Here is a 23,510-nt window from a genome sequence, read left to right as displayed (position 1 = left end):
GTGCGAATAATCAGCACGAGGGTGCGGGTCACGTTGCAGAGCATGCCACTGTCCGCCGGAGGATGGGACAGAAGTCCAGAGTGCGAGACGATAATCCGTCCCCCGGACGGGGTATGCCCCCGTCATGACCTCTCCGCAGAACGATCCCGACCGGGCCGGTGGGCTGATCTCCGACGCGCAGGGCGAGTTCGTCCAGGAGGAGCCCGGCGGCGTGTTCGACCCGCGGGCCTTCCGGGCCGGCTCGGCGACGCCGCCCGCCCCCGTCCCCGCCGGCGCGGCCCCCGACCCGTCGTCCGTGCCCGCCGGCGACCCGTCCGCGCCCCAGCCCGACCAGGATGCGACCGCATCGCAGCCGTCGTCCGCGCCTTTCGTCCCGCCGGGTGAGGAGATCGACAAGGCCCGCTAGGTTGGGAGCTGTGCAGCGTTCCCTGACTTTCGCGTCCAACTTCAACTTCCGCGATGTCGGCGGCTATGCGGGACTCGACGGCCGCACGGTGCAGTGGCGCCGGCTCTTCCGGGCCGACTCGCTGCACCGGCTCAAGGGCGACGACCTGGTCGCCTTCGAGGAGCTGGGCGTGCGCACGGTCATCGACCTGCGGCGGGTGCACGAGGTCGAGCGGCACGGACGAGTGCCCGCGGCGCCGGGGCTGACCTATCACAACCCCGTCATCGAGCACGTCGAGTGGAACGACGTGCCGCTCACCGACGGCGTCCCGCGGTCGCGGTGGCTGGCGGACCGCTATCTCAACTTCACGGCCGACGGCACCAAGGGCATCGGCACGGCGCTGTCCCTGATCGCCGACCCGGCGGCGGCGCCGGCAGTCGTGCACTGCATGGCCGGCAAGGACCGGACGGGCGTGGTGTGCGCCCTGACCCTGGCGCTGCTCGGGGTCTCGGACGACGACATCGCCGCCGACTACCACCTGACCGAGACGTCGATGGACTCGCTCACCGAATATCTGCAGCGCACGGACCCGTCGGCGGTGGCGGACAAGTACCACATGTTCGAGTGCCCGCCCGAGGCGATCCTGATGTTCCTCACCGACCTGCGGGCCCTGCACGGGTCCGTCGCCGCCTACGTCCGCTCGATCGGCATCACCGAGCAGCAGGTGGCCGCACTGCGCGACCACCTGCTCAGCGACTAGAGAACGCGCTGGACCCAGCCGAACGGGTCCTCCGCCCGGCCGCGCTGGATGTCGGTGAGCTCCTTGCGCAGGCCCATGGTGACCTCGCCGGAGCCGCCGTCGGCCACGGTGAACTCGCCCTCCGTCGAGCGCACCGTCCCGATCGGCGTGATCACCGCGGCGGTGCCGCACGCGAAGGCCTCGCGGATCCGGCCGGACCGGGCGCCCTCGCGCCACTCCTCCAGGCTGACCGGGCGCTCCTCGACCCGGCGCCCCGCGCGGCCGGCGAGCTTGATCACCGAGTCGCGGGTGATGCCCGGCAGGATCGTCCCGCCCAGCGGCGGGGTGACGAGCGTCCCGTCGTCGGTGACGAAGAAGACGTTCATGCCGCCCAGCTCGTCGATGTACTTCCGCTCGACCGCGTCGAGGTAGACGACCTGGTCGCAGCCGTGCTCCATCGCCTCGGCCTGGGCGGACAGGCCGGCGGCATAGTTGCCACCGCACTTCGCGGCACCCGTGCCACCGGGGGCGGCGCGGGTGTAGTCGGGCGTGACCCAGACGGTGACGGGCTTGACGCCCCCGCTGAAGTAGGCGCCCGCCGGGGACGCGATGACCAGGTAGAGATACTCCATGGCCGGGCGGACGCCGAGGAAGACCTCGCTCGCGTACGCAAAGGGCCGCAGGTAGAGGCTGCCCTCGTCGCTCTCCGGGATCCACGTGCGGTCGACCGTGATGATCTGCCGGAGCGACTCGAGGAAGGTCGCCGCCGGCAGGACCGGCATCGCCATCCGCTTCGCCGACTCGCCGAAGCGCGCGGCGTTGGCGTCCGGGCGGAACATGGCGACGCCGCCGTCGGGCAGCGTGTAGGCCTTGAGCCCCTCGAAGATCTCCTGCGCGTAGTGCAGCACGGCCGCGGCCGGGTCCATGGCGATCGGGGCGCGGGCCTCGACCCGCGGCTCGTACCACCCCTTGCCCTCGGCATAGCGGATGGTGACCATGTGGTCGGTGAAGATCCGCCCGAAGCCGGGATTCGCCAGCAGGGTGGCGCGATCCGCGTCGCTTACGGGCGCCGGGTGCGGACGGATCTCGAAATCGAGGTTGTCACCACCACTCATGGCAGCCTGCTTTCTCTCGTATGTCGTTTCTGTCTGATCGGGCGCACGCGACGCCCCATGAACTTACCCCGAACGCTCGTTCACAGCCGCGCTCGCCGGGCGGGTGCGCGCACTCGGCGGGCGGGTGCGCGCACTCGGCGGGCGGGTGCTCGCGCTCGGCGGGCGGCTTGCGGGACTTCGCCGGTCCTGCCGCTTTTCCTGTACGCACAACCCCGTCAAGCGTTCGCCCGGGGCGGCCGTGCGTCGTGGGGCGCGAGGCAGTCGCGGTGCGAGCCGCGCGCACGCGACTCGCCGTGACATGCCGCGCGGCCGGCCTGGAGGCTCGTGGTCCCGTGGCCGTGGTGTCCGGTCATGCCGCATGCTGTTGCCGCGGCCGGACGCCGTCACCGAGCGCGCGACCCGGTCGTGTGCGTGGCCGCCGCTCAACGATGCCCGGCGCCCGCCAGGACGCCCCGGCCTCGCCGCACTCACCCCTGGCCGCGGCCCACCCACCCTAGGGGGCGGCCCCCGCTACCAGTGTGGTGGAAGAGCGCCGCAGCCGCCGACCGGGCTGTGGACGACGCGCGGCTGTGGATGAGCGCGAAACGGAACTGCGCGGGTGGTATCAGGCGGCCGCGGTGGCAGCGACCCGGTCCCCGACGTCGGCGGTGCGCAGCGGGGCTCCCGGGGTGCGGGAGGCCACCTCGGCCGCGACCGCCTCGGATACTCGGCGGGCCTGGTCGGGGTGGCCGAGGTGCTCGAGCAGCAGCGCGGCGGACAGGATGGCGGCGGCCGGGTCGGCGATGCCCTGACCGGCGATGTCCGGCGCCGAGCCGTGCACCGGCTCGAAGGTCGACGGGTACTTCCGCTCCGGGTTGACGGAGCCGCTCGCGGCCATGCCGATGCCACCGGTGACGGCAGCGGCGATGTCGGTGAGGATGTCACCGAACAGGTTGTCGGTCACGATCACGTCGTAGCGCTGCGGGTTGCTCACCATGAACATGCTCGCCGCGTCGATGTGCTGGTATTCGGTCGTCACGTCGGGGAACTCCGCGGCGACGGCCTGGAAGGTGCGCGCCCACAGCCCGCCCGCGTGGGTGAGCACATTGGTCTTGTGCACCAGCGTCAGGTGCCGGCGCTCACGCCGCTGGGCCCGCGCGAAGGCGTCCCGCACGACCCGCTCGACGCCGTGCCGCGTGTTGAGGCTCTCCTCGGTCGCGATCTCCGCGGGCGTGTCACGGTGCAGCACCCCGCCGGCGCCCACGTAGAGCCCCTCGGTGCCCTCGCGCACGACGACCATGTCGATCTCGCCGGGCTTGACGCCGGCGAGCGGGCTGACCGTGCCGGGCCAGAGCCGCGACGGCCGCAGGTTGACATACTGATCGAAGTCGAAGCGCAGCTTGAGCAGCAGCCCGCGCTCCAGCACGCCCGGCGGCACGCTCGGGTCGCCGATGGCGCCGAGCAGAATGGCGTCGTGACCGGCCAGCTCGTCCTGCACGGACTGCGGCAGCACCTCGCCGGTGCGGTGGTAGAGCCGGGCGCCCAGGTCGTAGTCCTGGAACTCGGTGCCGGGGAGGACGGCCTCGATCACCTTGCGGGCCTGCGCGGTCACCTCGGTCCCGATGCCGTCGCCGGCCACCACCGCGATGCGCGCCACCGTCACGTCCACTCCCTCGATCGTTCCGACCGCCCGAGCCTAGCCCGCCGTCCCGATCTCCGGTACGCCGGTCCCACACTGTGGGTGAGCAATCGTTCAGGAGGGCCGGTGACATCGGACGCGCCGGCACGCCGGGCCCCGGACGCGAACAACCCCCGGATCGCGGCAACGATCGCGGGGGTTGTCACGACGAGTACGCGTGGCTTCGCGCCCGCCGGGGGTTGCATCACCGCGCGGGACATCCGCGGAGATGTCACCCGAAGACATATCCGCCTCGCCCGTGCGGCAAGGACCAACGCTAGCGATGCGGACTAATCTCGCGCAAGACGCATCCCCCGCGTGTCGGGACGACAATGGGATGTCTCGCCCGGCGATATGGCACCATGCGCCGGTGAGTTTCGACCTCGTGGTGTGGGCCACGGACAACGCGGACCTGCCCGACGACGTGCGTGCCGCCAATGAGCGGTGCGCCCGCGGTGAGCACCCGCAGCGCCCTGCCGACCCCCGCGTTGTCGCGTTCTACGACGCCTTGACCAGCACATATCCCGATCGCGGCCCGCGCGCCACGCTGCCCGGCACGCCCTGGGCGACGGCGCCGCTGCACGCCGCCGCGGACCACATCACGATGCGGCTCGACGAGGGATGCCCCGACGCGGTGCTGGAGACGATCGAGCGGCTCGCCGCCGAACTCAACCTCGACCTGCTCGACCTGCAGGACGGCACGGTCTACCCGCCCCCGGTCAAGACCCGCTGAGCACCCCTCGCGCGGGCCGACGCATCACTCCTCGCGCAGGTCGACGATGCTCGCCCGCGAGGAGCCGATCGCCGCGGCCACGGTGGACAGCAGCTCGGCGTCGACGGCGGAGTCGAGCAGCAGCACCATCAGCGCCTCGCCACCGGCCTCCCGGCGGGCGACCTGCATGCCGGCGATGTTGACCCCGGCCTGGCCGAGCAGCGTGCCGATCCGGCCGATCATGCCCGGCCGGTCGGAGTAGCGCAGGAACAGCAGCACCCCACCGGCGTCCAGCTCCAGGTCGAACTCGTCGAGCCGGGTCAGCTTGCGCGCCTCCCGCCCGCCCGCGGTGACGATCGCGCCGGCCACGCAGACGCTGCGGCCGTCGGGCAGGGCTCCCCGTACGGTCACCAGGTTGTGGGGGTCGTCGCGGGCGCTGTCGACGTGGAGCGCGACCTCGACGCCGCGGGCCGCCGCCAGCCGGGGTGCGTTCACGTACGTCACCCGCTCCTCCACCACCGACGCGAAGAGTCCCTTCGTCGCCGCCAGCTTGAGCACCGCGACGTCGTGGCTGACGATCTCGCCGCGCACCTCGACGGTCACGTTCGCCGCGATGCCGCCCGCCACGCCGGTGAACACCTTGCCCAGCCGCTCGGCCAGTCCGAGCAGCGGCCGCACCTCCTCGTCGACCACGCCGCCGGCCTGCACGTTGACCGCGTCGGGCACGAACTCCCCGGCGAGCGCGAGCTTGACGCTGCGGGCGACGGCGAGCCCGGCCTTGTCCTGCGCCTCGGCCGTCGACGCGCCCAGGTGCGGCGTGACCACGACCGTGTCGAAGGCGAAGAGCGGCGACCGGGTCGCCGGCTCGGTGGTGAAGACGTCCAGCCCGGCGCCGGCGACCCGGCCGTCCGCGAGGGCAGCGGCGAGCGCCTCCTCGTCCACGAGTCCGCCGCGGGCCGCGTTGACGATGCGGACGCCCGGTTTGACCGACGCCAGCTCCTTCTCCCCGATCAGGCCCATCGTCTCCGGGGTGCGCGGCAGGTGCACGGAGATGAAGTCGCTCTCGCGCAGCAGCTCGTCCAGCCCCACCAGGCGTACGCCCAGCTGGGCCGCCCGGGCCGGCTGGAGGTAGGGGTCGTACGCGATCAGGCGTGTCCCGAACGCCGCCATGCGCTGGGCGAACAGCATCCCGATCCGGCCGAGCCCGACCACGCCGACGGTCTTGCCGTGCAGCTCGACGCCGGTGTAGCGGGAGCGCTGCCACTCGCCGCGCTTGAGGGCCGCGCTGGCCGCGGCGGTGTGCCGGGCGACCGCGAGCAGCAGGGCGACGGCCTGCTCGGCGGCGGACACGATGTTCGACGTCGGGGCGTTGGCGACCATGACGCCCCGCGCCGTGGCCGCCGCCACGTCGACGTTGTCGAGTCCCACGCCGGCGCGCGCGACGACCTTGAGCTTGGGCGCCGCGGCAAGCACCTCCCCGTCGACCCGGGTGGCGCTGCGGACGATCAGCGCCTCGGCGTCGGCCACCGCCGCCAGCAGCGCGGCCCGGTTCGTACCGTCGGCGGTCCGCACCTCGAAGTCGGCGGCGAGCACGTCGATCGCCGCCGGAGCGAGCTCCTCGGCGACCACCACGACAGAAGTCACATCGACAAGTATCTACACGATGCGCCTCGATCGCAGCGGTCGCCGGGCCTCAGACCTTCTGCCGCGGCACCGTGTGCCGGGCGATCGGGGCGTCGAACTGGCGGAAGCTCGTCGCCTCCGCGTCCAGCCCGTCGTAGAGCAGCTCGAGGTCGAGGCTGCCCACCGGCGGGTAGACCCGCTCGCGCGGCGGCTCCTGGCCGGGCTCCAGGGCGCCCTGGGACACCATGAAGTCGACGATGGCCTGCCGCACCGCCGGGAGCGTGACCGGCGAGTGGTAGATCACGTTGAGGGCCTGCATGCGCATGCCCTGGACGTGGTCCTCGCCCTTGTTGTCGTGGAAGTGCGGATTGCGGGTCTCGATCTGCAGGATCGGCACCGAGCCGGCCATGACCTCCGGGTCGTTGCTCTCCAGCACGCCGCCGAACTGCTCGAACAGGTCGAGATATTCGTAGGGCTCGACCGCGAAGCCGCCCGCCAGGCGCAGCTTGAGGCCGAGTTCGAGGCTCATCGCGTGCTCGCCGGCGTTGCCCGTGGCGATGACCTCGGTGCCGAAGCCGGAGTATTCGGCGAGGAAGCGGTTGAGCCACTCGTTGGTGATCTGCGAGCTGCGGCCGCGGCGGCTGAAGAACAGCCGCCCGTCGCGCAGCTTGGGCTTGGAGTGCCACGAGATGCGGACCATGGACCAGGGGCTGTCGGCCAGGTGCAGACCCGCGGCGTACGCCTTGCAGTACTCGTGGACGGCGCCGGGCACGTAATTGTCGGCGTCGACGTAGCCGAGGTATTTGCGGCCGGTCATCGCGGCGACCGCCATGCCGATCAGCATCGCCTCGCCCTTGCCGTTGCGCACCAGCCCGTCGTCGCCGATCAGCTCGGCCATGCCCGCCGCCTTGAACGCGGCCGCGAGCCCGGGGTCCTTCTGGTGCACGGCCACGGCGGAGCGCCCGGCGAGCCGGCAGAACTGCTCGAGCGTCTGCGCCTCGATCTCGTAGCGATCGACGGGAAGCTTGTCGCTGTTCGAGACAAGCACAATGAGACAGTCGTGTGGAATTCCGGAGAGCACGCCTTCGATGACGCTTCGTGTCTCATTCATGCAGGGGACGACGATTACCATTTGCGACTCGACGGCGCGTATTGCCTCCGGCGCGACCACCCGGCTGCCGGCCGAGCGATTCGGCTGGCCGGCGTCGGGCACGGCACCCGAGTCGAGCTCGATCACCCTCTGCAGCTCATGAATCCGGACAGCGCCGAAGCGCTCACTCCGGAAAGAATCAGCCAGTCGCATGCGGCGAGGCTACCTGTTCCGCACCACCCGGAAGTGCCCTTACAGTGCACAATTCGATGACGACGCCAATCCTAGGTAAGCGCGACGTAACGCCCACGTTTCAGGTAGTCATCTGATCACAAAGACGACAGCCCGGACCACCACGAGGGCGATCCGGGCTGTCGGGAATGCGATCAGGCGGTCTCGGTGATGGGCCGGTCCACCCAGCTCATCATGCCGCGCAGCTTGGCGCCGGTGACCTCGATCGGGTGCGCGGCGCCCTGCTCGCGGTACTTGGTGAGCAGCGGGCGGCCGTTGTCGTCGTCCTCGATCAGCTCGCGGGTGAACTGCCCCGACTGGATCTCGGCGAGGATCTTCTTCATCTCCTCCTTGACCGACGCGTTGATCACGCGCGGGCCGCGGGTGTAGTCACCGAACTCGGCGGTGTCGGAGATGCTGTAGCGCATGCGCTGGATGCCGCCCTCGTACATGAGGTCGACGATCAGCTTGAGCTCGTGCAGGCACTCGAAGTAGGCGATCTCGGGGGCGTAGCCCGCCTCGGTCAGCACCTCGAAGCCGGTCTGCACCAGGGCGGCCGTGCCGCCGCAGAGCACGGCCTGCTCGCCGAAGAGGTCGGTCTCCGTCTCCTCCTTGAAGGTCGTCTTGATGACGCCGGCGCGGGTGCCGCCGATGCCCTTCGCGTAGGAGAGCGCGAGCGCGAGGCCCTCGCCGGTCGGGTCCTGCTCCACGGCGACCAGCGCCGGGACGCCCTTGCCGTCCACGTACTGGCGGCGGACCAGGTGTCCCGGGCCCTTCGGCGCGACCATGGCGACAGTGACGTCGGCCGGGGGCTTGATGAGCTCGAAGCGGATGTTCAGGCCGTGGCCGAAGAACAGCGCCTTGCCGGCGGACAGGTTCGGGGCGATCGACTCGGTGTAGATCTTGCGCTGCGCGGTGTCCGGCGCGAGCACCATGATCACGTCGGCCCAGGCGGACGCCTCGGCCGGGGTGAGCACCTTCAGGCCCTGCTCCTCGGCCTTGGCCCGGCTCTTGGAGCCCTCCTGGAGGCCGATGACGACCTCGACGCCCGAGTCGCGCAGCGACAGCGAGTGCGCGTGGCCCTGGCTGCCGTAGCCGATCACGGCGACCTTCTTGCCCTGGATGATGGACAGGTCGGCGTCGTCGTCGTAGAAGGTCTCGACGGTCATTTCTTCCTCTAATCCTTGGTAATCAGGCGGCGCGCAGCGCCGGGCCGGTGGTGATGGATCGGGAGCCGCGGCCGATGGCCACGAGGCCGGACTGCACCATTTCCTTGATGCCGTACGGCTCCAGGTCGCGCAGCAACGCGTCCAGCTTGTCGGGGTTGCCGGTCGCCTCGATCGTGAGGGTGTCCGGTGCGACGTCGATCACCTTCGCCCGGAAGAGCTCGACCGTCTCGAGGACCTGGCTGCGCATGGAGCGGTCGGCGCGCACCTTCACCAGCAGGAGCTCGCGCTGGACCGACTGGTGCGGGTCCAGCTCGACGATCTTCAGGACGTTCACCAGCTTGTTGAGCTGCTTGGTCACCTGCTCCAGGGGTGAGGAGTCGGCGTTGACCACGATCGTGATGCGGCTGACGTCCGGGTTCTCCGTCTCGCCCACCGCCAGGGACTCGATGTTGAAGCTCCGCCGGGAGAAGAGCCCGCTCACCCGGGCGAGGACGCCGGGCTTGTTCTCGACCAGCACGGAGAGGGTGTGCTTGTTCATGGTGGTCACAGGTCGTCCTCGTCGAAGTCGGGGCGCACGTCCCGGGCGAACATGATCTCGTCGTTGCTCGTGCCGGCGGCGACCATCGGCCACACCATGGCGTCCTTGCCGACCGTGAAGTCGATGACCACCGGGCGGTCGTTGATCTCCATGGCGGCCTTGATGGTCGCGTCCACGTCCGCCTTGCTCTCGCAGCGCAGCCCGATGCAGCCCAGCGCCTCGGCCAGCTTGACGAAGTCGGGGATGCGGTGCTTGTGCGTGCCCAGCTCGGTGTTGCTGTAGCGGCCCTCGTAGAACAGCGTCTGCCACTGACGCACCATGCCCAGGTTGCCGTTGTTGATCACCGCGATCTTGATCGGGATGCCCTCGATCGCGCAGGTAGCCAGCTCCTGGTTGGTCATCTGGAAGCAGCCGTCGCCGTCGATGCCCCACACCGGGGTGTCCGGCAGGCCCACCTTGGCGCCCATCGCGGCGGGCACCGCGTAGCCCATGGTCCCGGCGCCGCCGGAGTTGAGCCAGGTGCCCGGCTTCTCGTACTTGATGAACTGCGACGCCCACATCTGGTGCTGCCCGACGCCCGCCACGTAGACCGCGTCGGGGCCGACCAGCTCGCCGATGCGCTCGATCACGTACTGCGGGGCCAGCGTGCCGTCGTCGGGCTCGTCGTAGCCGAGCGGGTAGCGCTCGCGCAGGTCGTTGAGCGAGGCCCACCACGACTGGTACGCGTCCGCGCCGGTCGCGGTGCCGGACACCGCGGCGATCAGCTCGTCGATCACGTGCCGGGCGTCACCCACGATCGGGACGTCCGCGTGCCTGTTCTTGCCGATCTCGGCCGGGTCGATGTCGGCGTGCACGACCTTGGCGTCCGGGGCGAACGAGTCGAGCCTGCCGGTCACCCGGTCGTCGAAGCGCGCGCCCAGCGTGACCAGCAGGTCGGCCTTCTGCAGCGCGTAGACCGCGGGCACCGTGCCGTGCATGCCGGGCATGCCCAGGTGCTGCGGGTGCGAGTCGGGGAACGCGCCGAGGGCCATCAGCGTGGTGACCACCGGGATGCCGGTCTGCTCGGCGAGCTTGCGCAGCCCGTCGGTCGCGCCGGCCTTGAGCACGCCGCCGCCCACGTAGAGCACCGGGCGCTTGGCGGCGGCGATCAGCCGGGCCGCCTCGCGGATCTGCTTGCCGTGCGGGTGCAGCGTCGGCCGGTAGCCGGGCAGGTCGAGCACGGGCGGCCAGGCGAACGTCGTCTGCGCCTGCTGCACGTCCTTGGGGATGTCGACGAGCACCGGGCCGGGCCGGCCGGTCGACGCCAGGTGGAACGCCTCCGCGAGCACCTGAGGGATCTCCTCGGGCGTCTGGATCAGGAAGTTGTGCTTCGTGATCGGCAGCGTGATGCCCTGGATGTCCGCCTCCTGGAAGGCGTCCGTGCCGATCGAGGCCCGCGTGACCTGTCCGGTGATCGCCACGATCGGCACCGAGTCCATGTACGCGTCCGCGATCGCGGTGACCAGGTTGGTCGCGCCCGGGCCGGACGTGGCGATGCACACGCCGATCTTGCCGGTGGCCTGGGCGTAGCCGGTGGCCGCGTGACCCGCGCCCTGCTCGTGGCGGACGAGGATGTGGCGCACCTTGGAGTCGTAGAGCGGGTCGTAGGCCGGCAGGATCGTCCCGCCGGGCAGGCCGAACACGACCTCGACGCCGAGCGCCTCGAGCGACCGCACGAGCGACTGGGCCCCGGTGGCCGGGGTCGGGCTCGTGGCTACGGACGGGGCCGCGGCGGCGGCCGCGACGGTAGCGGGGGTGGCGCGGTTGGCGAGGGTCTCGGGCGTGGGTCTCGTCATGACGATTCGGCCTTCGTTCGGGTTCGGATGTCGTTACTCGCGCAACAAAAAAGGCCCACGTGCTTTCGCACGGGACCTAGCGCACTGCCCAGAAGCTTCGTGAAGGGCAGCGCGCTCAACTAAGTACGAGGAACGACGAACACATGCGGCTAAGACTGCCCCATCTCACGTGGTGCGTCAACTGATCTCACATCTTGGTCACTCGAAAAGGCCGGGTCGGTCGGCAGCACCGCCCGGACCTGCCGCATCCCCGGTCCCAGCATGACGATCTGGCTGCGCGCGGGTGCGCTCGGCGAAACATTCGCGGCCCGCGCCTTCGGGGCCGGGCGCGACACCGTCTGCCGCGCCGTGAGCTGGGCCTCGAAGTGCTCGGCGGGCACACCCCAGCCGAAGAGCGAGCCCTGGCCCAGCCGGCAGCCGGCCTCCTCGACGACGTCGCGCTGCCCCGGCGTCCCGATGCCCTCGGCGAGCACCTCGAGGCCCAGGCGGTGCCCGAGGCGCACGACGACGTCGACGAGCGGGGCGGCGGTGCCCGTCCGCGACTCGGGCTCGGCCACCAGCGCGTGGTCGATCTTCAGGATGTCCACGGGGAGGTTCCGCAGCTGACCCAGCGACGAGTACCCGGCGCCGAAGTCGTCGAGCGCGATGCGTACGCCCGTCGAGCGCAGCTCGGTCAGCCGCCGCACCAGCTCGTCGAGGTCCGTGGCGACGGCGTGCTCGGTGACCTCCAGCACGATGCGCTGGGGCGGGACGCCGTACTTGGCGAGCACCGCGGCGACCCGGCCGGCGTAGTCCGGGGCGTGCAGCTCCTTGGGCGAGAGGTTGACCGACACCCAGACGTCGTGACCGGCCAGCAGCCACTGGGCGAGCTGACGGCACGCCTGGTCGAGGACCCAGGCGCCGAGCTCGCAGATGAGGTCCGACTCCTCGGCCACGGGGATGAACTCCGCCGGCGGGACGGCCCCGAGCTCCGGATGGGTCCAGCGGAGGAGGGCTTCGCCGCCCACCGGGCGTACGGACGGCAGCGCGACGACCGGCTGGAAGACCAGCCGCAGCTGGTCGCGCTCGATGGCGTGGCGCAGCTCGCTCTCCAGCACGCTGTGCCGGCGCAGCAGCTCGTCGAAGCGCTTCTCGTAGCTCTCCACGCGGTTCTTGCCGCGCTGCTTGGCATAGCGCAGGGCCAGATCGGCGTCGCGCATCAGCTCACCGCCGGACGCGACGCCCACGCTCGCGGAGAGGAAGACAGTCCCGTACGGCTCCCGCAGCACCGCGAGCAGCCGCTTGCCGACCGTCATCGCCTCCTCCGGGGTGCCCGCCATGAGCACGGCGAACTCGTCCCCGCCGAGCCGGGCCGCCACGTCGCCCTCGCGCAGGTTGGCCCGCAGCCGGTCGCCCACCTCGGCCAGCACCGCGTCGCCAACGTCGTGGCCGCGCATGTCATTGACGTTCTTGAAGCCGTCGAGGTCGAGGCTGATGAGCGTGGTGCCGCTGCGCTGCGCGAGCGCCCGGAAGAGGCCGCGCCTGTTCGCCAGCCCCGTGAGCGGATCAGTGTGGGCGAGTTCGCGGTAGTGCGCCTCGCGCCGGCGCAGCTCCAGGGTGTGGCTGCGCACGTCGCCGAGCGCCAGGTACTGCCGGCCGACCAGGGCGAACCCCTCGACGCAGGCGGCGGCGAAGCCGGACGCGGTGACATTTCCGCCCGTGACGGCCTCGTACGTGCCGGCGAGCACCATGGCGGCCATCGGCACGAAGGCGTAGCCGGACCCGCGCTGGATGATGTCGCCGGTCATCGTCACCGGCCGGTCGGCGATCCGCACCGCGTGGGCGACCAGCAGCAGCCCGGCGGGCAGGAGCACGGCGCCGGCCAGCATCAGAAGCTTGTTCTCCAGGCAGATGCCGGCGGACAGGGCCGTGGCCGCGAGGGCGACGACCGTGACGCCGGCGGCGACCCGGACCGTGATGTGGCGCGGCCGGTGCGCGTGCATAGCCAATATGGTGGTGATGCCGACGGCGAGCGCGGTGACCCCGGCGGGCAGCAGGACCGCGACGCAGGCCTCGATCCTGGTGCCGGTCGCGATGCCGCCCACGAACCACAGCGCGGCGGCGATGATCAGCGCGTCGAGCAGGTGGCGCAGGGCCGCGCGCCGGTCCTCCGCCGCCCCGGGGAGCATGAGCGTGCCGGTGAGCAGCGTCAGCGTGCCGAGCGCGGTCGCGACGGCGACGGCCTGGCCGAGCGTGCGGTGGTTGTGGGTGGAGAGCGCGCTGAGCAGCCCGGCGAGCGCGGCCGCGGCGGCGGTCGCCCCGCCCGCGGCCAGCAGCTGGTGGGCGCGGCGGGCGGCGCCGGTGTGCCGCCGGCCGGACCTGGCCAGCAGGGCGACGGCCGGGACCGCGGCCAGGAGGCTCGCCAGCCCGGCCAGCTCCACGCCGGACGGTGAGTGCACGGGAACACTCTGCACCATGTCCATCAATCTTTGAAGAGGCTCTATCTCCCCGCGGCCGAAAATCGAAGCCAACCAGGGCCCGTCCCGCCTTGTGGACGCATGACTACTGACACACCGCCCCCCGCCCGCCCCGGTGGCACTATGTACCCATGCCTGAGCTGCGTTCCCGGACCTCGACACACGGTCGGACGATGGCCGGCGCCCGCGCCCTGTGGCGCGCCACCGGTATGACCGACAACGACTTCGGCAAGCCCATCGTGGCCATTGCCAACAGTTACACCCAGTTCGTCCCGGGGCACGTCCATCTCAAGGACCTCGGCGGGCTCGTGGCCGACTCGATCGCCGAGGCCGGCGGCGTGGGCCGCGAGTTCAACACCATCGCGGTCGACGACGGCATCGCCATGGGCCACGGCGGCATGCTCTATTCGCTGCCCAGCCGCGAGCTGATCGCCGACGCCGTCGAATACATGGTCAACGCGCACTGCGCCGACGCCCTGGTCTGCATCTCGAACTGCGACAAGATCACGCCCGGCATGCTCATCGCCGCCCTGCGGCTCAACATCCCGACGGTCTTCGTCTCCGGCGGCCCGATGGAGGCCGGCAAGACGATCGCGATCGAGGGCATCGTCCACGAGAAGCTCGACCTGGTCGATGCGATGTCCGCGAGCGCCAACGACGCCGTCACCGACGAGCAGCTCGACACCATCGAGCGGTCGGCCTGCCCGACCTGCGGCTCGTGCTCCGGCATGTTCACCGCCAACTCGATGAACTGCCTGACCGAGGCGATCGGCCTGGCCCTGCCCGGCAACGGCTCGACGCTGGCCACGCACGCCTCCCGCAAGGCCCTCTTCGAGAAGGCCGGCGCGCTGATCGTCGACATCGCCAAGCAGTACTACGAGAACAACGACGAGAGCGTCCTGCCCCGCAGCATCGCCAACCGCGACGCCTTCGAGAACGCGGTCGCGCTCGACGTCGCCATGGGCGGCTCGACCAACACGGTCCTGCACCTGCTGGCCGCCGCGCGCGAGGCCGGGCTCGACTTCAGCGTCACCGAGATCGACGCCATCTCGCGCCGGGTGCCGTGCCTGAGCAAGGTCGCGCCCAACAGCCCGAAGTACCACATGGAGGACGTCCACCGGGCCGGCGGCATCCCCGCCCTGCTCGGCGAGCTCCACCGCGGCGGCGCGCTCAAGACCGGCGTGCGGTCGGTGCACTCCCCCGACCTGAGCAGCTGGCTCGACGCCTGGGACATCCGCGGCGGCTCGCCCAGCCCCGAGGCCCTCGAGCTGTTCCACGCGGCTCCCGGCGGCGTGCGCACCACCCAGCCGTTCAGCACGGAGAACCGCTGGGCGACGCTCGACACCGACAGCGAGGCCGGCTGCATCCGCTCGGTGGAGCACGCGTACACGGCGGACGGCGGCCTGGCCATCCTCTTCGGCAACCTCGCCCCGGACGGCTGCGTCGTCAAGACCGCCGGCGTCGACGAGTCGATCTGGAAGTTCACCGGCCCGGCCCGCGTCTACGAGAGCCAGGACGACGCGGTCCAGGGCATCCTCGGCAAGGAGGTCGTCGAGGGCGACGTCGTGGTGATCCGCTACGAGGGCCCCAAGGGCGGCCCCGGCATGCAGGAGATGCTCTACCCGACGAGCTTCCTCAAGGGCCGCGGCCTCGGCAAGGCGTGCGCGCTGATCACCGACGGCCGCTTCTCCGGCGGCACGTCCGGCCTGTCGATCGGCCACGTCTCCCCCGAGGCGGCGGGCGGCGGCCTCATCGCCCTGGTCCGCACCGGCGACGAGATCACCATCGACATCCCCGGCCGCAGCATCACCCTCAACGTCTCCGACGAGGAGCTCGCCCAGCGCCGCCACGAGGAGGAGCAGCGCCCGAAGCCGTACACGCCGGCCGACCGCGTCCGCCCGGTCTCGGCGGCGCTGCGGGCCTACGCGTCGATGGCGACGAGCGCGAGCGACGGCGCCTACCGGCGGGTGCCGGAGTAGGACTCGCCGCCGGGCGCGGGGCCACGACCGCCTTTTTCCGAAGGTACGGGTCCCGCGGCCGGACACAAGCAGACGAGGGGCCCCGCCGCGACGCCGAGGTGCGTGCGTGGCAGGGCCCCTCGCGCATGCGCCGGGCTGTTCCGCGGGGTCGCGCGCAGCAGCGTGATCGAGCGACGCCAAGCGCACGTGGCAACCAGCCGGGCGACGCCGCCGGTCAGACCCGGTTCTCGCCCCCGCTGGCGTAGCGGGTGGCGCCGAGAACGAAGCTGCTGTCGGCGGAGGCGAGGAAGACGACCGCAGCGGCGACCACTTCGCGTCTTTGACGAGACCGTGCGGCCGGCGCATACTCGTAGGCGAGTAATCGGGGGCGAGGAGTCGGCATGGCCAAGCGACGGCGGGTGGGGAATCTGACCGCCCTTGGCGTGCTGTCCGCCGTGGCTTTCCGGGACATGCATCCGTACGAGATGGCGGGCACCCTGCGCGGCTGGGGCAAGGAGCAGGACCTCCAGATCAAGTGGGGTTCCTTCTACACGGTCGTCCGCAACCTGGCGAAACACGGGCTGCTGGCCGAGGTGGGCAGCACGCGCGAGGGTCGGCGGCCGGAGCGGACCGTCTACCGGATCACCGACGAGGGGCGGGCCGAGCTCGTCGACTGGACCCGCGAGCTGCTGTCCGTCGCCGAGCGCGAGTTCCCGCGGTTCCGGGCCGGGCTGTCCGTGATGTCGCTGCTCGGGCCCGACGAGGTGGCGGCCCTGCTCCGGCAGCGGCTGAGCGGGGTCGAGGCGGCGCTGGCCACGGCCGAGTCGACGCTCGCGGAGTTCGGGGCGAGCCTGCCGCGGCTGTTCCTGATCGAGGAGGAGTACGACCGGGCGCTGCTCAGGGCGGAGGCCGCCTGGATGCGGGGGTTCCTCGGCGAGCTCGAGGCCGGCGACGAAGCGTGGATCGGGCAGTGGCGCCGCTTCCACGAGACCGGCGAGATGCCGCCCGAGCTCGCCCAGCTGGCCTGGCCGGCACAGCAGGCAACCCCGCCGACGACCGACGGGAGCTGGGGAAACACGGACTGAGATCGGTCCTGGCGAGGTGTTGCAGCACCCCGCCAGGACCTGGACCCACGAAACCGATGCCACGAGGACCCCGGCTCGCGAGCGGCAAGCCAAGAGTATCCGGGTCTCCCCGTGGCGATCACGCACAGGAGGAGACATGAGCGCAGCACGCACCGCTGCCGTGATCGGTGGCGGCATCGCCGGGCCCGCGGTGGCCCTGGCGCTGCACAAGGCCGGCATCGAGACGACCGTCTACGAGCAGCACCCCGTCCGCGACAAGGCCGCCGGCGGCACCATCGCGCTGGCACCCAACGGGGTGGCCGCCCTGCACCTGCTCGGGGCCGGGAGCGCCGTCGAGGCGGCCGGCCAGCGGCTCGACCGGCAGATCATGACCCTGGGCGGGGACCGGCGCATCGAGCTGCCCGGACTGCCCGGCGCCGGACCCTACCAGGCGATCAGCCGGGCCGAGGTGTCCCGGATCCTGCGCGAGCTGGCGATCGGGCACGGCGTCCGCTTCGAGTACGGCAAACGGCTCACCGCCGCCCGAGAGAACGAACGGTCCGTCACGGCCGTCTTCGGCGACGGATCCGAGGCGACGGCCGATGTGCTCATCGGGGCGGACGGCGTGCATTCGGTGGTGCGGGGGCTGATCGATCCCGGGGCGCCCGGGCCCGCGTACACGGGAATGCTCGCCTTCGAGGGATGGGCGCCGGTCGGCGTGGAGAGCGACGAGCGGACGATGGTCTTCGCCTTCGGGGAACGCGCGTACTACCTCTACTGGGCCACGCCGGGCGGCGGCACCGGCTACGGCATCAACCTGCCGCAGCCCACGCCGATGTCGCTCACCGAGGCGCGGCGGGTGCCGGTCGCCGAGTGGATGACGGTGCTGCGCGAGACGTACCGGAACGACGTCCCCGGCGGCGCCCTGATCGAGGGCACCGATCCCGCGACCCTGCAGGTGAACGGCGCGCTGCACATCATGCCGCCGGTGCCGCACTGGCATCGCGGCCGGATGGTGCTGGTCGGCGATGCCGTGCACGCGCCGTCGAACAGCTCGGGGCAGGGCGCGTCCCTGGCCGTGGAGAGCGCGATCCAGCTCGCCCGGTGCCTGCGGGACGCCGGCGATGTGCCGGGGGCCTTCCGGGCGTACGAGAAATTGCGCCGCAGGCGGGTCGAAGGCATCGCCGCCCAGGCCGCGCGGGTCAATCGGACCAAGGCGCCCGGGGCGGTCGGCAAGGCGCTCATGCCGGTGCTCATGCGGCTGCTGCTGAAGACCGCCATGAAGCCGGAGCGGACGATGGCCCCGGCACTGCGCTACCGGATCGACTGGGACGAAAGGGTGGCGGCGTAAACCGCTGGACCGCCGGCGTCCGGCGCGCCATGCTGCGTCGCATGAGAAGCCGGCACGCCGTCATGATGCGCCCCCTCGCGGGGCCGTCCGGCGTGCATTAGCCACGAGTCCCCGCCCACGCGGCGGGGACTCTCCGGCTCGTGGGCGGGCGTGAGGAGCAGTCATGTCCTTCTTCGTCAGCACCGCGATTCCGTACGTCAACGCGGCCCCGCATCTCGGCCACGCCCTCGAGCTCGTCCAGGCCGACGTGCTCGCCCGGCAACGCAGGGCCCGCGGGGAGAAAGTGCGCTTCCTGACCGGCACGGACGACAACGCGCTCAAGAATGTGACCGCCGCGCGCCTGGCCGGCGTACCCGTCGGGCAATTCGTCGCCGCGAACGGTGACCGGTTCGCGGCGCTGAGGGAACCGCTGGGGTTGTCCTTCGACGACTTCGTGCGGACGTCGGAGGAACGGCATCGCGCCGGGGTCGCCGCGTTGTGGCGGCGTTCCGCGGGGGATTTCTACCGGCGCTCGTACGAGGGGCGCTACTGCCTCGGATGCGAGCAGTTCAAGGACAGCTGCGACGAGCATGACGCGCCGTTGGAGACCGTGCGGGAGGAGAACTGGTTCTTCCGGCTGAGCCGCTACGAGCAGCGCGTTCTCGCCCTGCTGGACGCCGGCACGGTCCGGGTCGAGCCGGCGGCGCGGCGCAACGAGGTGCTGGCCTTCGTGCGGGCCGGGCTGGCCGACATCAGCGTCTCCCGGCCCGCGGCCCGCGCCGGCGGCTGGGGCATCCCGGTGCCCGGCGATCCCGGCCAGGTGATCTACGTCTGGTGGGACGCGCTGGCCAACTATCTGACCGCCGGCCCCGCGGCCTGGGCGGACGCCACCGAGCGGGTGCACGTGATCGGCAAGGGGATCGTGCGCTTCCACGCCGTGCACTGGCTCGCGCTGCTGCTCGCCGCCGGGGAGCCGCTGCCGACCACGATCCTGGTGCACGACTATCTGACCGTGGGCGGCGCGAAGCTGGCGAAGAGCGCGGGCAACGCCGTCGATCCGCTGGAGCTGGTCGCGGCGTACGGGACCGATGCCGTGCGCTGGTGGCTGCTGCGCGACGTGGCCCCGCTCGGCGGCACGGATTTCACGGTCGAGCGGCTGATCCACCGGCACGACACCGACCTGGCGCACGGCGTCGGGAACCTGGTGCATCGGACGGTGACGCTGGCGCACCGGTACGGGGTGCGCTGTTCCGCCGACTCTCGCGGGGGACCGATCGGGCACGACTTCCGGGGGCAGTGCCTGGCGGTCCTCGATCTCGTCGCGCGCGGCAACCAGCTCGTCGAGACCGAGCGGCCGTGGCACCTGCCCGAACCGCGCCGCAGCGAGGTCATCGGCGAGCTGCTGGGGCTCTGCCGGGCGATCGTCGGACAGCTGACGCCGCTGCTGCCGGCCGCGGCGGACCGGCTGCGCGCGCAGGTGACCTTCCAGCAGCCGCCGCGCCCGGTCTTCCCGAAGCTGCGGCCATGATCGGGGGGCTTCCCCGGCACGGTAGCGTGGAGTCTCCCCCACGCAGCTTCCGGAGCCGTCATGGTGAAACGCCCCACGATCGCGGACATCGCCCGGCGTGCCGGGGTGTCCAAGGGCGCCGTGTCCTACGCGCTCAACGGCCAGCCGGGCGTCTCCGAGGCGACCCGGCAGCGCATCGTGGCGATCGCCCGGGAGATCGGCTTCAATCCCAACAGTGCCGCGCGGGCGCTCTCCGGGGCGAGCGCGCGGGCCGTGGGGCTGACCCTGTGCCGGCCGGCGCGGATGCTCAGCCTCGAGCCGTTCTTCATGGGCCTGATCAGCGGGTTCGAGCAGGAGCTGGCGGCCCGGTCGTACGCGCTCATGCTGCAGGTCGTGCCAAGCCCCGAGACCGAGATCGAGGTCTACCGCCGGTGGTGGGGCGAGCGCCGCGTCGACGGGGTGTTCGTCACCGACCTGCGGGAGAACGACATCCGCATCCCGGTGCTGGACGAGCTGCAGCTGCCCGCGGTCGTCATCGGCGGCCCCGGCGACACCGGGCGGCTGCCGCAGGTGCGCTCCGACAACGCCGGGCCGATCCGCGACGCCGTGGCGCATCTGATCGGTCTCGGACACCGGCGCATCGCCCGGGTCGGCGGGCCGCCCGAGATGGTGCACACGCAGGCGCGGACCCTGGCGTTCGCCGAGGCGTGCGCGGCGCTCGGGCTGCCGGCGGCCGTCACGGTGCCGTCCGACTACACCGGGGAGGAGGGCACGCGGGCCACGCGCACGCTGCTCTCCGGCCCGGACCGGCCGACGGCGATCATCTACGACAACGACGTCATGGCGGTGGCGGGGCTGTCGGTCGCCCAGGAGATGGGGCTGTCCGTGCCCGCCGACCTGTCGATCGTGGCGTGGGACGACTCGCCGCTGTGCTCGTTGGTGCATCCGCCGCTGACGGCGCTGACGCGGGACGTGACCGCTTACGGGGCACATGCGGCGCGGCAGCTCCTCGCCGCTGTCGCCGGGGAGCCGGTCGTGGACGCGGAGGAGATCCCGGCGCACCTGACGCCCCGGCTGAGCACCGCGCCGCCCCGGCCCTGACGACCGCGGCCCCGCTCGCTCCGGTCCGGATCCGATCGGCCGGCTCCGGACCGGGCGCCGCCGCCCGATCGCCCCGGTCCTGATCCGATCGGCCGGCTCCGGACCGGGCGCCACCGTCCGATCGCCCCGGTCGTGATCCGATCGGCCGGCTCGGGGCCGGTGACCCACCGGGACAGCCCGGCGGGTGCGCGCGGGGCGGGACCACCCGCCCGGCCGGGCGGCCGCCACGGTCGCCCCGGGGTTGCTTCTGCGGCGGTGGGGATGCGTACTCGGAAAAGAGCGTCCTTACCAGACCGTCCGGCCGTGCCGGGGCCGACAGGCCACACGTAACCTGTCCGGGGGACGATCGTTACGCCTCGTGGACCGTCCCTGTCAGCCCCTGCCCCACAGAGGATTCGTCACCGTGGCCGTGCCGCCCCTCGCGCGCCCTGCTTTTCTCACTGTCCCGCTGATCAGTGCCCTGGTGCTGGCCGCCGGCATCGCCGGGCTCCTGCCCGGGCTCGTCGCCGTCGCCGCCGGAGCCGGGCTCACAGCCGTCTTCGCGGCTGCCGTGCTGTGGCGCACCGCCCTGGCCATCCACCGCGACACCGGGGTCTTCGCCGCCTGCCGCGGCGCGGGCTTCGTCGGATGCGGCGCGCTCGGCCTGGCCCTGACCTGCGGCGTCCTGCTCTGGTACCCGCCGGGTGTCGCCTTCTGGACCCCGGGCGGCATCGTGGTGTCCAGCACCCTCTTCGTCCTCGGCACGATGTTGCTGCCCGGGGCGGCCACCACGATCACGACCCGGCTGCGGCGGCTCTTCGACGGGCTGGGGCTGGGGGTGAGCATCGGCTTCGCGGCGTACCTGCTGACGCCGATGCCCGAGACCCCACACTCGGCGCTGGCCTGCACCTTCATCACCGCGACGGCGATCTCCATGGTGATCGTCATCGTGCTGCGGGCGCGGGTGCACCGGGCGGCGGCGCTGCGCTGCGGCGCCGGCGTCGTCATGGCGATGATCGCCATGTGCATCATCGCCAACCTGGTGCTGTCGCACATCGGGGGCTGGCTGCCGCCGTTCTTCGCGCTCTTCATCGTGGCGGGTCTCACCCTGAGCGCCGAGGGCGGCTCGCGCCACGGCGACCCGGGCCGGCCCAGGCCCACCGGCCCCGACCAGTACCTGTCGAGCTACCCACTGCTCGCCGTCCCGGCCGCGGTCGGCGTGGGCGCCGCCGCGTTCCACCTGCTCGCGGTCGGCCAGTTCGACCGGTTCGCGATGGTCCTGGGCCTGTCCATGGTGGCCCTGCTCACCATGCGCGAGCTGCTCGTGGTCAAGGACATCCGCAACTACACGCGGCGCCTGATGACCAAGGAGGCCCACTTCCGGTCGCTGGTCGCCGGCGCCACCGACCTGACGCTCGTCCTCGACGACCGGCTCACCATCAAATGGCAGTCGCCGGCGGCCGCGCGGCTGTTCGGGCTGGCCGACAGCGAGGTCGTCGGCCGGACGTTCCTGGAGTTGATCCACCCCGACGACGCGCCGGATGCGCGGGCGGGCATCGAGGCGCTGCTCGAGGGCGAGCACCACGACGGCCCGCCGGCGCTGCTCAACGCCCGGCTGCGCGACGGGTACGGGATCTGGCGCGACACCGAGTCCACGGTGGCCGACCAGCGCGGCGTGCCCGAGGTGGCCGCGCTGGTGGTGCATGTGCGCGACGTCGGTGAGCGGCGTCATCTGGAGCGGACGCTGCACCGGCTCTCGTACACCGACCAGCTCACCGGTCTGGCCAACCGGCGCGCGCTCATGCGCGACCTGCTGGAGTTCCGGCGGCGGGCCGGGCAGCAGGGCACCCTGCTCGTCATCGACCTGCACGGGCTCGCCGAGACCAACGACAGCCGCGGCCGTGAGATCGGCGACACGGTGCTGATCGAGGTGGGCCGCCGCATCAAGGGCCTGCTCGGCGCCGACGACGTCGCGGCCCGGCTCGGCGGCGACGAGTTCGCGGTGCTCACGGCGGACGGCGCGGTCCTCGCCTACGCCCTCGCCACGCGCATTGTCACCGCGCTGGTCGAGCCCTACCAGCTGCCGGGCGCCATCGTCCAGCTGCACACCAGCATCGGCCTCGCCGAGCTGGCCGGCGGCAAGGACTCCGACGAGGTGCTGCGCCACGCCGACCTGGCCCGCCAGCGCTCGCGCCAGCTGGGCACCGACCGCGTCGAGTGGTACGACACCGACGTCGAGATCCAGCTGCACCGCCGCATGGACCTCGAACGCGAGCTCCTCGGCGCGGCCGACCGCGGCGAGCTCGACCTGGTCTTCCAGCCCGTCACGAGCCTGCGCGACCGCCGCCCCGCCGGCGTCGAGGCCCTGCTCCGCTGGCGCCACCCCCGGCTCGGCACGATCCTGCCCGTCGAGCTGCTGCCCATCGCCCGCGCGGTCGGCTGCGCGGCCGAGCTCGACGAATGGGTCCTCGACGCGGCCTGCCGCCACCTCGCCAGCTGGTCCCCCGGCGATGCCTGGCTGTCGGTCAACGTCGCCCCGCGCGAGCTGCTCACCGCCCGTTTCCCCGAGCACGTCGCGGAGATCCTCGCCCGGCACGCCATCGCCCCGGAACGCCTGATCATCGAGGTGCAGGAGACCTGGGTCGCCGAGGACGTCCCGGCGATCGTGGCCGCGCTGGCCGCCCTGCGCAAGCTCGGCGTCCGCGCGGCGCTCGACGACTTCGGCGCGGGCAGCGCGTCCCTCGCCCACCTGCGGCGCCTCCCGGTCGACATGCTCAAACTCGACCAGGCGCTGGTCAACCAGCCGCCCCAGCAGGGCACGACGCCCGCGGTGATCGACGTCGTGGTCAGCCTCGGCCGGCGCCTCGGCCTCGAGATCGTCGCGAAGGGCCTCGAGACCGAGGAGCAGATCGAGCGCGCGGCGCGGGCGGGGTGCCACTTCGGGCAGGGGTTCGCGCTGGGCCGGCCCGCGCCCGCCGAACGCACCGAGGCCTTCCTGGAGCATCACCGGGGGTAGGTCCG

General features: G+C 72.0%; 17 protein-coding genes. 9 read left to right on the top strand and 8 right to left on the bottom strand.

The genetic code is table 11. From position 1 onward, the window contains the following. The first annotated feature begins 124 nt into the window (after window positions 1–124). Window positions 125–406, top strand: coding sequence for a hypothetical protein (locus RBH18_RS00565; RefSeq protein ID WP_306203791.1), 282 nt, complete (start codon window positions 125–127; stop codon window positions 404–406). Further along, window positions 336–1,145 (top strand): tyrosine-protein phosphatase, encoded by an 810-nt coding sequence (locus tag RBH18_RS00560; RefSeq protein WP_306203790.1) that lies wholly within the window; start codon window positions 336–338, stop codon window positions 1,143–1,145. Before RBH18_RS00565 ends, RBH18_RS00560 begins: the two co-directional genes overlap by 71 nt. Here RBH18_RS00560 and RBH18_RS00555 read toward each other — a convergent pair. Further along, entirely contained in the window at window positions 1,142–2,239 is a 1,098-nt protein-coding gene (locus RBH18_RS00555) for a branched-chain amino acid aminotransferase (RefSeq protein ID WP_306203789.1), read from the bottom strand. The two genes, RBH18_RS00560 and RBH18_RS00555, sit on opposite strands and share 4 nt — an antisense overlap. Before the next feature lie 604 nt (window positions 2,240–2,843). Next, window positions 2,844–3,875, bottom strand: coding sequence for a 3-isopropylmalate dehydrogenase (locus tag RBH18_RS00550; RefSeq protein ID WP_306203865.1), 1,032 nt, complete (start codon window positions 3,873–3,875; stop codon window positions 2,844–2,846). 358 nt (window positions 3,876–4,233) lie between these two features. On the opposite strand from RBH18_RS00550, the gene RBH18_RS00545 reads away from it, so the two are divergent. Then, window positions 4,234–4,629: a hypothetical protein gene (locus tag RBH18_RS00545; protein WP_372338812.1), complete on the top strand. Its 396-nt coding sequence runs from the start codon at window positions 4,234–4,236 to the stop codon at window positions 4,627–4,629. Between the two features lie 24 nt (window positions 4,630–4,653). Here RBH18_RS00545 and serA read toward each other — a convergent pair whose 3' ends face one another. The 6 genes from serA to RBH18_RS00515 all read right to left on the bottom strand — a co-directional run bounded on the left by serA (window position 4,654) and on the right by RBH18_RS00515 (window position 13,550). Beyond that, a complete protein-coding gene (gene serA / locus RBH18_RS00540; protein WP_306203787.1) occupies window positions 4,654–6,252 on the bottom strand; it encodes a phosphoglycerate dehydrogenase in 1,599 nt (532 codons plus the stop codon). Window positions 6,253–6,301: 49 nt separating this feature from the next. Continuing rightward, window positions 6,302–7,534 carry a mannosyl-3-phosphoglycerate synthase gene (gene mpgS, locus RBH18_RS00535; RefSeq protein ID WP_306203786.1) on the bottom strand — a complete coding sequence of 411 codons (1,233 nt, stop codon included), beginning with the start codon at window positions 7,532–7,534 and terminating at the stop codon, window positions 6,302–6,304. Window positions 7,535–7,707: 173 nt separating this feature from the next. Then, complete coding sequence (gene ilvC, locus RBH18_RS00530; RefSeq protein WP_306203785.1) at window positions 7,708–8,721, bottom strand: ketol-acid reductoisomerase; 1,014 nt, start codon at window positions 8,719–8,721, stop codon at window positions 7,708–7,710. A 22-nt stretch (window positions 8,722–8,743) separates the two neighbouring features. Next, window positions 8,744–9,259, bottom strand: a complete 516-nt coding sequence (gene ilvN / locus RBH18_RS00525; RefSeq protein ID WP_306203864.1) for an acetolactate synthase small subunit — start codon at window positions 9,257–9,259, stop codon at window positions 8,744–8,746. Window positions 9,260–9,264: 5 nt separating this feature from the next. Beyond that, complete coding sequence (locus tag RBH18_RS00520) at window positions 9,265–11,094, bottom strand: acetolactate synthase large subunit (RefSeq protein ID WP_306203784.1); 1,830 nt, start codon at window positions 11,092–11,094, stop codon at window positions 9,265–9,267. Window positions 11,095–11,243: 149 nt separating this feature from the next. Further along, window positions 11,244–13,550 carry a putative bifunctional diguanylate cyclase/phosphodiesterase gene (locus tag RBH18_RS00515; RefSeq protein WP_306203783.1) on the bottom strand — a complete coding sequence of 769 codons (2,307 nt, stop codon included), beginning with the start codon at window positions 13,548–13,550 and terminating at the stop codon, window positions 11,244–11,246. Window positions 13,551–13,681: 131 nt separating this feature from the next. Between RBH18_RS00515 and ilvD the strand changes: the two genes are divergently transcribed. From ilvD to RBH18_RS00485, 6 genes are all read left to right on the top strand, one after another. After that, window positions 13,682–15,529 carry a dihydroxy-acid dehydratase gene (gene ilvD, locus RBH18_RS00510; protein ID WP_306203782.1) on the top strand — a complete coding sequence of 616 codons (1,848 nt, stop codon included), beginning with the start codon at window positions 13,682–13,684 and terminating at the stop codon, window positions 15,527–15,529. Window positions 15,530–15,909: 380 nt separating this feature from the next. Then, window positions 15,910–16,593 carry a PadR family transcriptional regulator gene (locus RBH18_RS00505; RefSeq protein WP_306203781.1) on the top strand — a complete coding sequence of 228 codons (684 nt, stop codon included), beginning with the start codon at window positions 15,910–15,912 and terminating at the stop codon, window positions 16,591–16,593. A gap of 136 nt (window positions 16,594–16,729) precedes the next feature. Then, window positions 16,730–17,923, top strand: a complete 1,194-nt coding sequence (locus RBH18_RS00500; protein WP_306203780.1) for an FAD-dependent monooxygenase — start codon at window positions 16,730–16,732, stop codon at window positions 17,921–17,923. A 163-nt stretch (window positions 17,924–18,086) separates the two neighbouring features. Further along, window positions 18,087–19,430: a methionine--tRNA ligase gene (locus RBH18_RS00495; RefSeq protein ID WP_306203779.1), complete on the top strand. Its 1,344-nt coding sequence runs from the start codon at window positions 18,087–18,089 to the stop codon at window positions 19,428–19,430. 60 nt (window positions 19,431–19,490) lie between these two features. After that, window positions 19,491–20,510, top strand: coding sequence for a LacI family DNA-binding transcriptional regulator (locus RBH18_RS00490; protein ID WP_306203777.1), 1,020 nt, complete (start codon window positions 19,491–19,493; stop codon window positions 20,508–20,510). 403 nt (window positions 20,511–20,913) lie between these two features. Then, the gene (locus RBH18_RS00485; RefSeq protein WP_306203776.1) at window positions 20,914–23,505 is read left to right on the top strand and encodes a putative bifunctional diguanylate cyclase/phosphodiesterase; all 2,592 of its coding nucleotides are present in this window, start codon (window positions 20,914–20,916) and stop codon (window positions 23,503–23,505) included. The last annotated feature ends 5 nt before the right edge of the window (window positions 23,506–23,510 follow it).

This window comes from Actinoplanes oryzae (assembly GCF_030757795.1).
Classification (GTDB): Bacteria; Actinomycetota; Actinomycetes; order Mycobacteriales; family Micromonosporaceae; genus Actinoplanes.
The sequence above is the reverse complement of the archived record's forward strand: the minus strand, read 5'-3'. Positions and strand labels throughout refer to the sequence as shown.

What these genes read in the sequence shown, in the direction of transcription:
- RBH18_RS00565 (WP_306203791.1), top strand. Translation starts at nt 125, where the DNA reads ATGACCTCTCCGCAGAACGATCCCGACCGGGCCGGTGGGCTGATCTCC.
- RBH18_RS00560 (WP_306203790.1), top strand. Translation starts at nt 336, where the DNA reads ATGCGACCGCATCGCAGCCGTCGTCCGCGCCTTTCGTCCCGCCGGGTG.
- RBH18_RS00555 (WP_306203789.1), bottom strand. Translation starts at nt 2,239, where the DNA reads ATGAGTGGTGGTGACAACCTCGATTTCGAGATCCGTCCGCACCCGGCG.
- RBH18_RS00545 (WP_372338812.1), top strand. Translation starts at nt 4,234, where the DNA reads ATGTCTCGCCCGGCGATATGGCACCATGCGCCGGTGAGTTTCGACCTC.
- mpgS (WP_306203786.1), bottom strand. Translation starts at nt 7,534, where the DNA reads ATGCGACTGGCTGATTCTTTCCGGAGTGAGCGCTTCGGCGCTGTCCGG.
- ilvC (WP_306203785.1), bottom strand. Translation starts at nt 8,721, where the DNA reads ATGACCGTCGAGACCTTCTACGACGACGACGCCGACCTGTCCATCATC.
- ilvN (WP_306203864.1), bottom strand. Translation starts at nt 9,259, where the DNA reads ATGAACAAGCACACCCTCTCCGTGCTGGTCGAGAACAAGCCCGGCGTC.
- RBH18_RS00520 (WP_306203784.1), bottom strand. Translation starts at nt 11,094, where the DNA reads ATGACGAGACCCACGCCCGAGACCCTCGCCAACCGCGCCACCCCCGCT.
- RBH18_RS00515 (WP_306203783.1), bottom strand. Translation starts at nt 13,550, where the DNA reads ATGGTGCAGAGTGTTCCCGTGCACTCACCGTCCGGCGTGGAGCTGGCC.
- ilvD (WP_306203782.1), top strand. Translation starts at nt 13,682, where the DNA reads ATGCCTGAGCTGCGTTCCCGGACCTCGACACACGGTCGGACGATGGCC.
- RBH18_RS00505 (WP_306203781.1), top strand. Translation starts at nt 15,910, where the DNA reads ATGGCCAAGCGACGGCGGGTGGGGAATCTGACCGCCCTTGGCGTGCTG.
- RBH18_RS00500 (WP_306203780.1), top strand. Translation starts at nt 16,730, where the DNA reads ATGAGCGCAGCACGCACCGCTGCCGTGATCGGTGGCGGCATCGCCGGG.
- RBH18_RS00495 (WP_306203779.1), top strand. Translation starts at nt 18,087, where the DNA reads ATGTCCTTCTTCGTCAGCACCGCGATTCCGTACGTCAACGCGGCCCCG.
- RBH18_RS00490 (WP_306203777.1), top strand. Translation starts at nt 19,491, where the DNA reads ATGGTGAAACGCCCCACGATCGCGGACATCGCCCGGCGTGCCGGGGTG.